Origin of the sequence: Actinoplanes sp. NPDC049681 (genome assembly GCF_044465265.1) — a bacterium.
Classification (GTDB): Bacteria; Actinomycetota; Actinomycetes; order Mycobacteriales; family Micromonosporaceae; genus Actinoplanes.
The window spans coordinates 225,041-238,864 of record NZ_JBITLP010000011.1 but is presented as its reverse complement, the minus strand read 5'-3'; the positions used below and the strand labels follow the sequence as shown (position 1 = coordinate 238,864).

Here is a 13,824-nt window from a genome sequence, read left to right as displayed (position 1 = left end):
GGGGCCGCGAGCGTGCGGCGCCGGCAAGCGTCACGGAAACGCGGGATCGTGGCACACGAGGGCGGGCAGTCCGGACAGGTCGTCGACGGTCGCGGTGGGGAGGTAGCTGTCGGGGTCGTTGCGCAGCGCCGCCGCATCGGCGTAGCCGGCGTTGGTGACCAGCACCGGCCGCATGCCCGCGCGGGCCGCGCCCCAGTGCTCGCGGCTCCCGCCGTCGCCGACGAACCAGCAGTCGGCCGGCCGGACGCGCAGGCGCCGGGCCGCGGTCTCGTACAGGCGGCGGTCGGGCTTGCGGTAGCCCTCCTGCCAGGAGAACACGGCGGCGTCCAGGAGCGGGGCGTACGGGGTGGACGCCCAGCTCTCCACCAGTTCGCTGCTGCAGTCGCTGATCAGACCGAGCCGGAAGCCCGCGGCGCGCAGGGTTCGCAGGGTGCTCAGCGCCTCCGGCCGGGGTTTGCGCATCTCGGCGGCTCCCCGCAGGTGGATCTCGGCCGCGGCGGTGACCTCGGCTTCGGAGGGGGCGGCGCCGCACCGGCGGGCGACGACCTCGAGCGTGGCGCGGGTGTCGCCGAGAAGCCCGCAGATGCGCTCGGGGAAGGAGCCGGACATCGCCGTCCAGAAATCATCGGCGGGCACGCCCAGCGCGGCGGCGGTGGCCGTGAAGGACGCCCGGCGCCCCGCCTCCAGGGACGGGTCGGTCAGGGTGCCGAAGAAGTCGAGGACGACGGCCTTCACCGGACGGCGTGCGGGGCGAGGACGGCGGCGCAGCGCAGGTTGCGGTAGTGGCCGCGGTAGTCGAGGCCGTAGCCCACGATCAGGCCCGGCTCCACATCGAACCCGACGTACGTCGGCACGTCGAACGCGGGGCTGTGCGGCTTGCGCATCAGCGCGCAGACCGCGATGGAGGCGGGGCGGCGCTGCTGCAGGTTGGCGATCAGCCAGGACATCGTCAGGCCGGTGTCGATCACCGTCTCGGTGATGATCACGTCACGCCCCTCGATCTCCAGATCAAGATCCTTGAGCAGGCGTACGGAGCCGGAGCTGCGCTTGCTCGTCGTGTACGAGCGCATCGCCATCCAGCCGATCTCGACCTGGGTCTCCAGGGCCCGGGCCAGGTCCACGGTGAACGTCGCCGCGCCGCCGAGGACGCCGACGAACACCGGCTCTCGGCCCGCGTAGTCCTTGGCGATGGTGCCGGCGAGCTCGCCGACCCGGGTGAGGATCCGGTCCTCGGTCAGCAGCACCGATGCCAGATCGCCCGCCACATGCTCGGCGTCCACTCGTCCCCCCGGAGGTCGGCCGGCCGGTTCTGCCCGGAATCCTGACACGCGGGACGGCCGAGGCCAACACGGCCGTCGCCCGCTCGGCTGACGAGGCGGCCCGGACCAGCCGCCCCCGTGCCGTCCGGTGATCTTCATCACCGGGTTCGGCTGTCGTCCGGACGCCTGCCGTCCATGATCAGGCCGACCGCAGGGCGGAACATTTCGCCGTTTGTCCAGATCCTTGGGCGGCCCTCTATGCTGCGAGACGGTCTCCTGTAATGTCCGCGCGTCTCACTATTCATGTATTCATCACCACGGTGGAGTTGTGGCATGGCACGACGGTTCACGCTCGACGAGATCCGCACCCGTACGTACAAGGATCGCGACGCGTGGTGGACCGTGTGGCTGGTCGACCCGCTCGCGTCCCGGCTCGTCTGGCTCGTGGCGCCGGTGCGGTGGATCACGCCCAACCTGCTGACCATGGGCGCTTTCCTGCTCGGACTCGTCACCGCCTTCTGCTTCGCCCAGGGTGACTACAAGTGGCTGGTCGCCGGCGCGATCTTCTTCCACTTGAGCTTCGTGCTCGACTGCATGGACGGCAAGATCGCCCGGCTCAAGGGGACCGGCTCGGTCTTCGGCTCCTGGCTCGACTACGTCTTCGACCGCCTGCGCGTCGTCGTCTGCGCGGTCGCCCTGATGGGCGGGCAGTACGCGAAGACGAACGACGTCCACTACCTGTGGGTCGCCGGCCTGGTCATCTTCCTCGACGGCTTCCGCTACCTGAACGCCCTGCAGATGGGCAAGGTCAAGAACGACATGCGCCGCCGCCTGGAGGCCGCCCAGGGTGAGGGCGCGGCCCCCATGTTCGTCGAGGAGACCGACGCGGAACACCCGGTCGGCACGGCGGCGGCCACGGGCACGGCCACCGACGGTACGGGCGCCGAGCGGCCCGTGGTCGACGTGTACGGCGACTTCCGCACGAAGTTCAGCACCTTCGTCCGCATCCGCAACATGCTGGTCCGCCAGCGGATCCGCGCCCACCTGTTCAGCGGCATCGAGTTCCAGATGTTCGTCTTCATCGTCGGCCCGCTGACCGCGCAGATCATCCCGGTCACGCTCGTGTCGGGCGCCCTGCTCACGGCATTCGAGCTGCTGCTGATCTACAAGCTCTGGACGGCGACCCGCAGCTACACCCGACAGATGGCGAAGATGGGCGTGACTTCGGAGGCGCAGGCCGAGGCCGTGGCCGCCGCCGCGGGCGTGGAGCCGGTCGAGCAGGTCGTCGAGGCCGGGCAGCTCGGCACCGACAACGTGGTTCTGCCCACCGCGTCCGGACGCCCCTGACCCCGTTCGACCCCCCTGCCCAAGCGGGCGGTGGCGTGGCAAGCTGACCCGCCATGGACGCAGTGGTGGTCGTCGGTGGAGTGCTCGCCTGCATGGCCGTCCCCGTCGCGCTGGTGGTGCTCGCCCTGGTCCTCGGCCGCCGGCGCGAACGCGAGCGTCATGAGGCTCTGCAGGCCTGGGCCGCCGCGAACGGCTGGACCATGGTGTCCCGGCCGGCCGTGGACTGGAGCTCCCGGCTGCCCGGCCGTAACCGCCGGGGCGTCACGCTGGCCCTGACCGGCCCGTTGTGGGGGCGCCGGGCGAGCGTCGCCGACTACTCGTACACGGAGACGAGCACGACCAGCACGCCCGACGGCCAAGGCGGCACCACCCACGGCACTCGATCCACCACCCACCACTTCACGGTGCTCGTCGTCCACCTCGAGCGGTCCTCGCCGTACGTGGGGATCCAGCCGCGCGGCACGCTGTCGAAGTTCGGGCGGGCCCTGTTCGGCGCCGGTGCCACGCTGGGCCACGAGCGGTTCGACAGGGACTTCCGGGTGGTGGGTGAGCCGGGCGCCTCCCCGTACCCGTTGAGCCCGGCCCTGCTCGCCGCCCACGTCGACGGTGCCCTGCCCGCCTGGACCCTGCAGGGCACGGACCTGATGACCTGCACGCCGGGCCGGCTGAAGGATCCGGCGACGATCCCGCACCTGCTGGGGTCCCTCTACCGGGTGGCGGACCTGCTGACCGGACGTACGCCGGCAGCGGCTCCCCGCAACCCTGAGACCTGAGACCGATATGTCCGCATAATTAGATTCGTGGAGGATCATCCGCTGGAGATCGGCGAGGACGCGACGACCTTCTTCCAGCCACGAGCCATGGTGTTCGTGACGATGCTGTGGGTGATCGCCCTCGGAGCCCTGGTCTGCGCCCTGGTCGTGCTGCTCGTGGCGTTCGCGCTGGGCGTCCGCCCGACCCCGGCCGGCCTCGTGAGGGTGCTCGAGGGCCTGCTCGTCGGCCCCGTAGTGGCCGCGGGCCTGATCGTCCTCGTCGCCTGGAACCGCTTCGGCTGGCTCAAGAGCTCGATGCGCGGCCTGGAATTCGGCGCCACCGGCCGGCGCGGCATCCACATACCGTGGTCGGCGGTCGCCTCGGTCGGGCTGCGCCGCTGGGGACCGTTCACGGAACTGGTGATCACCCCGGCGGCGATGAACGCGGTCACCGAGCTGCCCGGCCCGGGCCGGCGCCCGCGGATCCTGCGCCGCGACTCGGGGGCGGCGTTCGTGGTCGACGTGGGCCTCATGTCGCCGGGCCCGGACGTCCTGCTGGCGGAGCTGCACCGCCGCATTCCCGCACGCGTCTGACGTCCACGCGTCCGCCCGGCCCGTCGCCGAGTGCTCGCGGCTTTCTCGCTCGAGGGCCGCGCGTCCGCGACCTCGATCGCTTCAGCGAGCCGCGACGCCGGGTCCGCCGAAGACCACCGGCACGCCGGGCGAGTAGAGGACGCTGGCCGGCGGACCCGGCATCGCCGGCAGCCCCGCCGCGCGGATCAGGCCGTCGTCGAGCTCCAGGAGGTCGGCCCGGAACAGCGGCCAGCGCGGATGCTCGTTCGGCAGATGCACCGTACGGCCCCAGGCCCGGGTGTGCAGCCCCCACCGAGCCGTCACGAAGTGCTCGGCGGGCGACGGCTCGTCCAGCGGTGCTCCCGGCCGTACCGAAAATGCGGTCCGGGCGCCCCGCGGCCCGGGCCATCGCCGCGAGCTGGCATAGCGCAGCACGCCGTCACTCTTCTCCAACGACATCCGGGACCATTTGTACGGCAGCCTCAGCGACGCCTGCGCGGTGAGGACGGGCAACAGCCGCTCGGCGTCCAGTGACAGGAACACCACCGCCCGCCGTCCCCGGTCGTCCACGCTGTAGAGGCGCACGTTCGTCTCGAGGAACGAGCCGAGGTACGGGATCGCCGGGCCGCGCAGCGGTCCCAGCCCGACCATCCGGAACCCGATCAGGCCGACGTAGGTGACGCCGTCGAGGGTGTCCGGCACGGTGCCGCGCGGCAGGAACGGCGCCACGGTCTCGGGCGGCACGGCCCAGTGCAGGAACGCCAGGTCGTGCCAGCTCTGCACCAGCCACGACCGCCGCACCGGCCGCAGCGTCTCGGGCGTGACGTCCTCGATCCGCACCGGCCCATGATGCACCTCGCCGTCGACCCGCCGTGCGCCCTGTCGCAGCGGTCACACCAGGCCGCGCCGGGGCGCCGGGCAGGGAAGAATGGTGGTGACGAATCCGGCTCGGCGGCTCGGGAGGCCTGCTCTGACATCACGACAACCGGCGGCGGTGCTCTTCGACATGGACGGCACCCTGGTCGACAGCGAGAAGGTCTGGGACGTCGCGCTGGGTGAGCTGGCGGCGCACGCGGGCGGCACCCTCTCCGAGGCGGCGCGGCTCGCGATGATCGGCGGCAGCATGGCCACCTCCATGCGCATCCTGCGCGAGGATCTGGGCCAGCCCGACCGCGACGAGCCCGCCGACGTCGAATGGCTGGAGCGGCGCGTCGAGGAGCTGTTCGCCGAGGGCCTGGTCTGGCGTCCGGGCGCGATGGAGCTGTTGCGGGCCGTCCGGGAGGCCGGGCTGCCGACCGCGCTGGTGACCTCCACCGGACGCCGGCTCGTGGAGGTCGCCCTGGAAACCCTGGGCCGGGAGAACTTCGACGCGGTGGTGTGCGGCGACGAGGTGTCGGCCCCGAAGCCCGACCCGGCACCGTACCGGACGGCGGCGCAACTGCTCGGGGTGCCGATCGCGGAGTGCGTCGCGATCGAGGACTCGCCGACCGGGATGGCCAGCGCCGTCGCGTCCGGGGCGGCGGTGCTCGCGGTGCCGGCGGAGCTGGAGCTGCCGCCGACCGACGGGGTGCACCTGCGCGACACCCTGGTCGGGGTGGACCCGGACTACCTGGCCACGATCTTCAGCCGCGTCACGACCTGATCCACTCCGGGCCGGCGCCGCAAGTGATGAAGGGCCCCGGGATCACTCCCCGGGCCCTTCCCTCGGCACGATCCCGCGCAACGACCCCCGTCTCACCCGTCGCGTGCGATGGTGCCCGTCTCGGTCAGTCGTGCGCGATGGCCCCCAGCACGTTCAGCCGCGCCGCGCGGATCGCCGGCAGCACCGCGGCGATCACCCCGACCAGTGCGGCCAGCACCAGGTACGTCCCCATCCGCGTCCACGGCAGCACCAGCTCCGTGATCCCGTCGCTCTTCAGGGCCCGGGCGACCGCCGTACCCATGCCCGCACCGACCGTCACCCCGAGCAGCGCGCCGAAGACCGAGATGACCACCGCCTCGACCGTCACCATGCGCATCGTCTGTGCGCGGCCGAGCCCGACCGCGCGGAGCAGGCCCAGCTCGCGGGTGCGCTCGAGGACCGAGAGCGCCAGGGTGTTGATCACGCCGAGCACCGCGATGAGGATCGCCAGCGCCAGCAGGATCTGGATCATCGTGATGAGGGTGTCGAAGGTGGCGGCCTGCTGGTCCACGAACGCCGCGGCGTCCGTCGCGGACACCTCCGGGCTGTCCGCGACCAGCGCCTTGACCTGCGGGAGGACCGCCGAGACCGGGATCGCGTCGTCCAGGCGGACGAAGCCGAGGACCGGCTGCGGGATGCCGAAATCCCGGGTGGCCGCAGCCGGCAGCATGATGCTGCCGGGCAGGGCGTCTTCCGGGTACGTGGCCACGACCGTGTAGTGGTGCGGCTCCCCGCGGGAGGCCTGGACTGTCACGGTCGAGCCGGCCTGCCAGCCGTGCTTCGCCGCCTCCGGGGCGCTCACGGCGATCTGGTCGTCCTTCAGCGCGGCGAGCGTGGCGCTGCCGCCGTACGTCTGTGCGAGCGCCGCCAGGTCGTCGGTGGCGTCGACCCACTGCTTCTCGCCGTCGATCAGCACCTGGTCGTTCCACAGGCCGGCCGCTGCCCGTACCCCCGGGATCTGGGCGGCCCGGCGCACGACGGCCGGATCGTACGTCGGCGGCCGGGGACCGTTCTGGTCACCGCTGATCATGATCTGGGCCTTGAGCACCCGGGCGGCCTCGGCCTTGAGGCTGCTCTTGGCCGAGTCCATGACGACGGTGACGCCGGTGACCAGCGCGATGCCCACCATGAGGGCGGCGGCGGTGATCGCCGTACGGCGCGGGTTGCGGCCGGAGTTGAGCCGGCCCAGCCGGCCCGGCAGCGACCACGAGAACAAGCGGCCGAGCAGGGCCACCACCGGGCGGCTGATCAGCGGCGTGAGCAGCGCGACACCGACGAACGAGACGAGGACGCCACCGAGGATCAGCCACAGCCCGCCGTCGCCGAAGAGCCCCACGCCGAGCGCCGCGGCACCGGCAGCGGTGACCACGCCGCCCGCCACGCTCAGCTTGGTCAGCGGCCGGTCGGGCGTCGCGACGTCCTGCATGGCCGCGACCGGCGCGATCCGCGAGGCCCGCAGGGCCGGCAGGACGGCGGCGATCACCGTCACGACGACGCCCACCACGAAGGCACTGATCACGGCAGCGGGCGGCACGGCGATCGAGGCGAGCTCCAGGCCGCCGCCGGCGAACGACCCGAACAGGTACGCGAGCAGCGCGCCGACCCCGACCCCGGCGGCGAGCCCGAGCACCGCCGCCACCAGGCCGATCGCCACGGCCTCGACGAGCACCGAGGTGATGACCTGCCGCCGGCTCGCACCCAGCGCGCGCATGAGGGCGAGCTCGCGGGTCCGCTGCGCCACGATGATCGAGAACGTGTTGAGGATGAGGAAGACGCCGACGAACAGCGCGACGCCCGCGAAGCCGAGCAGGATCCGGCCGAAGAAGCTCAGCCCCTCCTGAAGGTCCGCGGCGTTCTCGTCGGCGAGCTGTTCACCGGTCCTGACCACGTAGGCGGAGCCGAGCGCGGACCCGATCCGGTCACGCAGCTCGGCAGGGGTGACCCCGTCGGCGGCCCGGACCCGCACCGAGCTGTAGACCCCGGTACGCCCGAGCATCAGCTTCTGCGCGACCGGCTCGGTGAAGGCGACCTGCTGAGCGCCGCCGAGGCTGTCCCGGTCGCCGCTGAAACCGAAGACGCCGACGAGCGTGAACTGCTTCTTCGGTTCCAGGGTCAGTACGCCGACCCGGTCACCGACCTTGAGCCCGGCGGCCTTGGCGACGGTCGCGTTGACCGCGATCTCGTCGGCGGCCGCCGGTCCACGGCCCTCCCGCAGCTTCACGAGGGCATCCGCGCCGGTCCACGCGACGCCCAGCCGCGGCGGCCCCGCCGAGCTGAGGACCTTGCCGTCGCTGCCGATCACGCGGGCCCCGTCGGCCTCGACGAGACCGGTGGCCGAGCGTACGCCGGGAACGGTCTTGATCCTGTCCACGGTGTCCGCCGGCAGCGGCGTGGCGACCTCCTCGCCCTCCATCTCGGAGACCTCGACCCTGGGCCGGGCGGTCACCCCGACGTCGGTGGTCGAATACGCGCTGGCGAACACGGCGTCGAAGGAACGGCTGAGCGTATCGGTGACCACGAAGGCGCCGGACACGAACATGACGCCGAGCACGACGGCCAGCCCGGACAGGATGAGCCGCAGCTTCCGCGCCAGCAGGCTCTTGAGGGTGGCGCGCAGCATCAGAGCATCACCGGCTCGGCGTGCGAGTCCAGCTTCTTCATCATGTCGAGCACGGTGTCGGCGGTCGGCGCGGTGAGCTCGTCGACGATCTCCCCGTCGGCCAGGAACACGACCCGGTCGGCATAACTCGCGGCCACGGGGTCGTGGGTGACCATCACGATGGTCTGGTGGTGCTCGCGCACGCTGGCGCGCAGGAACGACAACACCTCGGCCCCGGACCGCGAGTCCAGGTTGCCCGTCGGCTCGTCGGCGAAGATCACGTCCGGCCGGCCGATCAGCGCGCGGGCGCACGCGACCCGCTGCTGCTGGCCGCCGGACAGCTGGCTGGGCCGGTGGCCGAGCCGGTCGCGCAGCCCGACGGTGTCGATGACGATGTCCCACCACTGCGGATCGGGCTTGCGCCCGGCGATGTCCAGCGGCAACCGGATATTCTCCTGCGCGCTCAGTGTCGGCAGCAGGTTGAACTGCTGGAAGATGAACCCGACGCGGTCGCGCCGCAGCCGGGTGAGCGCCCGGTCGCCGAGCTTGCTGATCTCGGTGCCGCCGACGTGCACGGTGCCGCGGTCGACGGTGTCCAGGCCGGCCAGGCAGTGCATCAGCGTCGACTTGCCGCTGCCGGACGGTCCCATGATGGCGGTGAACCGGCCCTGCCCGAACTCCGCGCTCACGCCCCGCAGCGCGACGACGCGCGCCTCGCCGGAACCGTAGACCTTCCAGACCTCATCAGCCCGGGCCGCCGCCGGTCGGTCGGCATTGGTCGTCGTCACTGTCACTCCCTGGTGTTGTGGGGGCCGTCGGCTCCCCGTGGTCCGGCGGGGCGGGCCGCCCCGCCGGCTCCGTCAGTCTTCCGGCGCACCATCCGCCGGGCGTCCGACCGCGGGCGGAGACCGACGCGGAGATTTCGGTACGGGACGCCACCTACGTCGCGTCAGGGTTTCCCCCGGGTTCCCGCATGACGTCACTATGGCGGTTGACAGACGTCATGGATGACGTCATATTGGTGGCATGGACCTCACGCCGTATCTGGAATCGCTGCAGGCCGATCTCTCGGCCGCCGCCGCCCCCGGAGGCCCGGACACCGCGCGGGCCGCGGAACTGCTCGGCCACGCCCTCGAGGCATCGGCCCGGCTGGCACTGCTGCAGGCGTTGTCCGACGCCACGGCGGAGATCACGACGCGGCTGCACGGCCCGGTCGTCGACGTCCGCCTCCGCGGCCGCGAGGCCGACCTCGTCGTCAGCCACGCGCCGGCCGAGCCGGCGCCCGACCCCATCCCCGCCCCGCCGCCGCCCACCGGCGACGGCGGCGACCTCGCCCGGCTCACCCTGCGGATGCCGGAATCCCTCAAGGCCCACGTCGAGCAGGCGGCAGCCGCCGAAGGAGTCTCGGTCAACGCCTGGCTGGTGCGCGCCGTGATGGCCGCAGCCACCGGCACACCACCACAGCCCCCCTCCACCCCGGCCACGCGGCGCGGCCGCCGCATCACCGGCTTCGCGCAGGCCTGACCTGCCCTATCAAGCTAAGGAGCATTCCCGTGCCCGAGTTCGACCACCCCACCCCCGTCACCGTGTCCCTGCGCCTGCAGCGGGGCTCCGCCGAGGTCGTCGCCGAGGAACGCGACACCGTACGAGTCGACGTCACCGCACCCGACGGCACCGACGCCGCCGGCCAGTTCACCATCGCCCTCGACGGCGACACCCTGGCCGTGCACGCCCCGGACGCCGGCGGCTGGGCGTGGCGCCGTACGGCCAAGGTCCACGTGGCTGTGCGCGTACCGCTGGACAGCACCATCGCCGCGAAATCGGCTGCGGCCGACCTGCGCCTCGCGGGCCGCTACACGACGGTGCAGGCGATGCTGGCGTCGGCCGACGTCCACCTGGACCAGGTAACCGGCGACGTCCAGCTCAAGTCCGCCAGCGGCGACGTGACCGTCGACCGGGTGGGCGGCTCGCTGCGCATGAACAGCGCCTCGGGAGACCTGCGCGCCGGTGACGTCACCCGTGACGTCAGCGCCGGCACGGCCAGCGGCGACATCACCGTCCGCCGGGTCGGCGGCTCGATCCACGCCCAGTCCGCATCGGGCGACGTGGAGATCGGCACGATCAGCCAGGGCCGCGCCGACCTCCGCTCGATGTCCGGCGACGTCTCGGTCGGCGTCAGCCCCGGTACGGGCGTGTGGCTGGATCTGAACACCGCGTCCGGCTCGACGTCGAGCGACCTGTCCATGGGGGACGCACCGGCGGAGGGCCGTGCGGCGGCGACTTTGGAACTGCGGGTGCGTACCGCCAGCGGCGACATCGACGTGCACCGCGCGCTCGGCCTGTCGGCCGCCGCCTGACGGCCCGGGCCCGTGTGCCGGTTGGTCATGTGCCCGCTGCCGGGGCGGTGCCTGGTCGGAGCGATGTCAGCGCCGGCGCTGCGGGCGGTGCCCGCGGTCGCGGTCGCCGTGGTGAAATCGGGGGCGTCCGGGTGGGTGAGCGGTTCGCGTTCTCAGCCGCCCGGGCGGACCAGGCCCGTCTCGTACGCCAGCACGACCGCCTGAACCCGGTCACGCAGCCGCAGCTTCGTCAGCACGTGCCCGACGTGCGTCTTGACGGTCGTCTCGCTCACCAGCAGCGCCCGCGCGATCTCGGCATTCGAGTGGCCCTTCGCCACGTGGACGAGCACCTCGCGTTCCCGCTCGGTGAGGGCGTCGAGCACCGGCGCGGTCGCCTGGGTGGCGGGGAGGATCTCGCTCATCCGGGTGAGCAGCCGGCTCAGGATCGGCGGGGCTACGACCGCACCCCCGGAAGCGACGGTACGGATGGCAGCCACCAGCTCCTCTGCCGGCACGTCCTTGCCGAGGTAACCGGTGGCCCCGGCGGCGACCGCCCCCAGCACCGTCTCGTCGGTGTCGTCCGCGGTCAGGATCAGCACCCGCACCGGCAGGCCGGACCCGGTGATGCGGCGGGTGACGGTCAGCCCGTCGAGCCGCGGCAACCGCAGATCCATGACCACGACGTCGGGCAGCAGCCGCCGCGACAGATCGACGGCCTCGGCGCCGTCGCCGGCCTCCCCGACGACGGCCAGCCCACCGGCGCCGGCGAGCGCCATCCGCAGCCCGGACCGCAGCATCGGCTGATCGTCGGCGAGCAGCACCCGGACGGTACGCACGTCGGCGACCCCCGCCCCGGCCGCCCCGGCCGGCCCCTCACCGTCGCTCGCCGTCACCGTCAGCCTCCCCACGCCCGACTTCGGCGCTCACCCTAGGCGATGGACGAGGGCCCTCGGGGACACCGGTCCGCGGCCGGCCCCGAAGGACGATGGACCGGCTCAGGGACGACGCGGAACCGGCATCAGGGAGGCGTCGGTCGGGGAGCCGTTCGTGTCGTGAGCGACAGCGAGCTCCGGGTAGGGCGGCGGGGTGCCGCCGAACTCGGGGCAGAACTGCTGGTGGCTGCACCAGCCGCAGAGCTTGCTGGGCTTCGGCCGGAAGTCCTTCTCCTGCTTGGCGCGCTCGATCGCCTGCGACAACGCCACCAGGGTGCGTTCGAAGCGTTCGAGTTCTTCCGCGTCGGGGCTGTAGTCGCAGATCTCCGCGTCCTTCAGGTACAGCAGGCGCAGGACTCGGGGCACCACCCCGCGGGTGCGCCACAGCACGAGCGCGTAGAACTTCAGCTGGAACAGCGCCCGGCCCTCGAAGGCCTCGCGGGGCGCGCCGCCGGTCTTGTAGTCGACCACGCGGAGGTCGCCGGCCGGGGAGACGTCGAGGCGGTCGATGTAGCCGCGGATCAGCAGCTCGTCGTCGATCAGTGTGGAGACCAGGCTCTCGCGTTCCGCGGGCTCGAGCCGGCGCGGGTCCTCCACGGCGAAGTAGCCGTCGAGCAGCTCGCCCGCGCTCTGCAGGAAGGCCTCCAGCCGGATCAACTCGGCCGGCGGAGGCTCCGGCATGCCGGGCAGGATCTCCGCCCGGTGAGCCGAGCTCCCGTCGCCCGAGTCACCGTCACCCGGGCGCGCGGCGGGACGGTCGACGACCGGGACGGGCGCACGCACGTCGACAGCCGCCTCGAACAGCTGTGACAGTCCCGGCTCCTCCTCCACGAGCCGTTCCCACTGCGGCGCCACCAGGGCTGCCGCGGCGTCCGGTGTGCGGTCCGCTGCCGGGAGGTCGAAGAGGCGTTCCAGGACCGCGTGGACCAGCGTGCCGCGGACCTGGTCGCGGGTGGGCTGCTCGGGGAGGCGGTCGATGGTGCGGAAGCGGAACAGCAGCGGGCAGGTCTTGAAGTCGGCCGCTCGTGACGGCGAGAGCGACGGCCCGGCGGGCCGTTCCCGGCCGGGCTCGGAAGGGGACAAAACCGTTTCTGCCGTCATGGGGGTAAGGCTAGGGGAGGGGTACGACGAAACCGGCGAGCCGGGTCTCTCAGACTCGGTCCGTAGCATCGGCACCGTGGACGACAGGGGGCAGCGGACCCGGCCCGCCCGGCGGCGCGGGGCTCGGGAGGTCGGGCGGGTGCTCGGCATCCCGATCTTCGTGAATGCCTCCATGCTGCTGCTCGCCCTGCTGGTCACGGTCGTCTACGGCGGTTACGCGAAGCGGGACCTCGGCCTGGCTCCCCCTTTCGCGTACGCGGTGGGCATGGGTTTCGTGGTCTGCCTGCTCGGCTCCGTCCTGCTGCACGAGCTCGGTCACGCCCTCACCGCGCGGCGGTACGGGATCGGTGTGCGCGGTATCACGCTGGAGTTGCTCGGCGGCTGGACGGAGATGGATCGGGACGCGCCCACGCCGCGGGTCGACGCGCTGGTCTCGCTGGCCGGGCCCGCCGTGTCGCTGGTGCTCGGGGGGCTCGCCACCGGCGCTGCGGTCGTGCTGCCCGAACGTACGGTCGCCGGGCAGATCGCGTTCCAGCTGGCCGCGAGCAACGTCATCGTGGCGATCTTCAACGTGCTGCCGGGGCTGCCGCTGGACGGCGGACGGGCGTTGCGGGCCGGGCTGTGGGCGCTGATCCGGGACCGGAACCGGGCCACCGAGCTCGCCGCGTGGGCGGGGCGCGGCATCGCCCTCCTCACCGGGTGTGCCGTTCTGACGCTCTACCGGCTGCACGTGCTCACCCTGTTCGGGCTGCTCTTCATCCTGCTGGTCGTGTTCACGCTGTGGCAGGGCGCGGGGCAGTCCATGCGGCTCGCGCGGATGACGCGGCGGTTCCCGCTGGTGGACCTGAGCACTCTTGCCCGGCCGCTTTTCGCCGTACCGTCGGGAACGTCGATCGCGGAGGCACAGCGCCGCGCCGATGCCGCGGAGCCGGCCCGCAAGGGTCTGGCCGTGGCCGATTCGAGCGGGCGGGTCGTGGCGGTGGTGGACGGCACCGCCGCGGCTGCCGTGCCGGCCGAGCGGCGGCCCTGGGTGAGCGTCGACACGGTGGCGCGGGACGTGGCGCGGCTGCCGGTGATGCGGGTCGGGCTCACGGGCGAGCAGGTGGTCCGGGCCGTGCAGGCCCACCCGGGTGCGCAGTACGTGGTGACCTCAGGCGAGGATGTCGTCGGCGTGCTGCACGTCGCGGATCTGGCCGAGCTGCTGGAGCCGCGCCGTCCGGCCCGCCGTGCGACCGCCAGGTGAC

Annotated in this window: 14 protein-coding genes; 7 read left to right on the top strand and 7 right to left on the bottom strand. The window is 72.6% G+C overall.

Going from position 1 to position 13,824, the window contains the following annotated elements; translation table 11 throughout:
- Window positions 1-30: 30 nt before the first annotated feature.
- Window positions 31-735, bottom strand: a complete 705-nt coding sequence (locus ACIBO8_RS35230) for an HAD family hydrolase (RefSeq protein WP_396119837.1) — start codon at window positions 733-735, stop codon at window positions 31-33.
- Window positions 732-1,280: a hypoxanthine phosphoribosyltransferase gene (hpt, locus tag ACIBO8_RS35225; RefSeq protein WP_396119836.1), complete on the bottom strand. Its 549-nt coding sequence runs from the start codon at window positions 1,278-1,280 to the stop codon at window positions 732-734. Before hpt ends, ACIBO8_RS35230 begins: the two co-directional genes overlap by 4 nt.
- Window positions 1,281-1,592: 312 nt before the next feature.
- On the opposite strand from hpt, the gene ACIBO8_RS35220 reads away from it, so the two are divergent.
- The 3 genes from ACIBO8_RS35220 to ACIBO8_RS35210 are packed head-to-tail and all read left to right on the top strand — an operon-like array spanning window position 1,593 to window position 3,952.
- Window positions 1,593-2,606, top strand: a complete 1,014-nt coding sequence (locus ACIBO8_RS35220; RefSeq protein ID WP_396119835.1) for a CDP-alcohol phosphatidyltransferase family protein — start codon at window positions 1,593-1,595, stop codon at window positions 2,604-2,606.
- A 53-nt stretch (window positions 2,607-2,659) separates the two neighbouring features.
- Entirely contained in the window at window positions 2,660-3,379 is a 720-nt protein-coding gene (locus tag ACIBO8_RS35215; RefSeq protein ID WP_396119834.1) for a hypothetical protein, read from the top strand.
- Window positions 3,380-3,406: 27 nt separating this feature from the next.
- On the top strand, window positions 3,407-3,952 hold the full coding sequence (locus ACIBO8_RS35210; protein ID WP_396119833.1) for a hypothetical protein: 546 nt from the start codon (window positions 3,407-3,409) through the stop codon (window positions 3,950-3,952).
- 81 nt (window positions 3,953-4,033) lie between these two features.
- Here ACIBO8_RS35210 and ACIBO8_RS35205 read toward each other — a convergent pair whose 3' ends face one another.
- On the bottom strand, window positions 4,034-4,771 hold the full coding sequence (locus tag ACIBO8_RS35205) for a YqjF family protein (RefSeq protein ID WP_396119832.1): 738 nt from the start codon (window positions 4,769-4,771) through the stop codon (window positions 4,034-4,036).
- 88 nt (window positions 4,772-4,859) lie between these two features.
- Between ACIBO8_RS35205 and ACIBO8_RS35200 the strand changes: the two genes are divergently transcribed.
- Complete coding sequence (locus ACIBO8_RS35200; RefSeq protein ID WP_396119831.1) at window positions 4,860-5,573, top strand: HAD family hydrolase; 714 nt, start codon at window positions 4,860-4,862, stop codon at window positions 5,571-5,573.
- A 124-nt stretch (window positions 5,574-5,697) separates the two neighbouring features.
- On the opposite strand, the gene ACIBO8_RS35195 is transcribed toward ACIBO8_RS35200, so the two are convergent.
- Complete coding sequence (locus ACIBO8_RS35195; protein WP_396119830.1) at window positions 5,698-8,232, bottom strand: ABC transporter permease; 2,535 nt, start codon at window positions 8,230-8,232, stop codon at window positions 5,698-5,700.
- A complete protein-coding gene (locus ACIBO8_RS35190; protein ID WP_396119829.1) occupies window positions 8,232-8,999 on the bottom strand; it encodes an ABC transporter ATP-binding protein in 768 nt (255 codons plus the stop codon). Before ACIBO8_RS35190 ends, ACIBO8_RS35195 begins: the two co-directional genes overlap by 1 nt.
- Window positions 9,000-9,237: 238 nt before the next feature.
- On the opposite strand from ACIBO8_RS35190, the gene ACIBO8_RS35185 reads away from it, so the two are divergent.
- Window positions 9,238-9,735, top strand: a complete 498-nt coding sequence (locus ACIBO8_RS35185) for a DUF1778 domain-containing protein (RefSeq protein ID WP_396119828.1) — start codon at window positions 9,238-9,240, stop codon at window positions 9,733-9,735.
- A 29-nt stretch (window positions 9,736-9,764) separates the two neighbouring features.
- Entirely contained in the window at window positions 9,765-10,568 is an 804-nt protein-coding gene (locus ACIBO8_RS35180; protein WP_396119827.1) for a DUF4097 family beta strand repeat-containing protein, read from the top strand.
- A gap of 152 nt (window positions 10,569-10,720) precedes the next feature.
- Here the strand turns inward: ACIBO8_RS35180 and ACIBO8_RS35175 are convergent, their stop codons facing one another.
- Window positions 10,721-11,440: a response regulator gene (locus ACIBO8_RS35175; protein ID WP_396119826.1), complete on the bottom strand. Its 720-nt coding sequence runs from the start codon at window positions 11,438-11,440 to the stop codon at window positions 10,721-10,723.
- A 102-nt stretch (window positions 11,441-11,542) separates the two neighbouring features.
- Window positions 11,543-12,580 (bottom strand): RecB family exonuclease, encoded by a 1,038-nt coding sequence (locus ACIBO8_RS35170; RefSeq protein ID WP_396119824.1) that lies wholly within the window; start codon window positions 12,578-12,580, stop codon window positions 11,543-11,545.
- A 76-nt stretch (window positions 12,581-12,656) separates the two neighbouring features.
- Between ACIBO8_RS35170 and ACIBO8_RS35165 the strand changes: the two genes are divergently transcribed.
- On the top strand, window positions 12,657-13,823 hold the full coding sequence (locus ACIBO8_RS35165; RefSeq protein WP_396119823.1) for a site-2 protease family protein: 1,167 nt from the start codon (window positions 12,657-12,659) through the stop codon (window positions 13,821-13,823).
- Window position 13,824: the final 1 nt, after the last annotated feature.

Coding starts and splice junctions, on each gene's coding strand:
- ACIBO8_RS35185 (WP_396119828.1), top strand. CDS start 9,238: ATGGACCTCACGCCGTATCTGGAATCGCTGCAGGCCGATCTCTCGGCC.
- ACIBO8_RS35200 (WP_396119831.1), top strand. CDS start 4,860: ATGGTGGTGACGAATCCGGCTCGGCGGCTCGGGAGGCCTGCTCTGACA.
- ACIBO8_RS35195 (WP_396119830.1), bottom strand. CDS start 8,232: ATGCTGCGCGCCACCCTCAAGAGCCTGCTGGCGCGGAAGCTGCGGCTC.
- ACIBO8_RS35215 (WP_396119834.1), top strand. CDS start 2,660: ATGGACGCAGTGGTGGTCGTCGGTGGAGTGCTCGCCTGCATGGCCGTC.
- ACIBO8_RS35170 (WP_396119824.1), bottom strand. CDS start 12,580: ATGACGGCAGAAACGGTTTTGTCCCCTTCCGAGCCCGGCCGGGAACGG.
- ACIBO8_RS35220 (WP_396119835.1), top strand. CDS start 1,593: ATGGCACGACGGTTCACGCTCGACGAGATCCGCACCCGTACGTACAAG.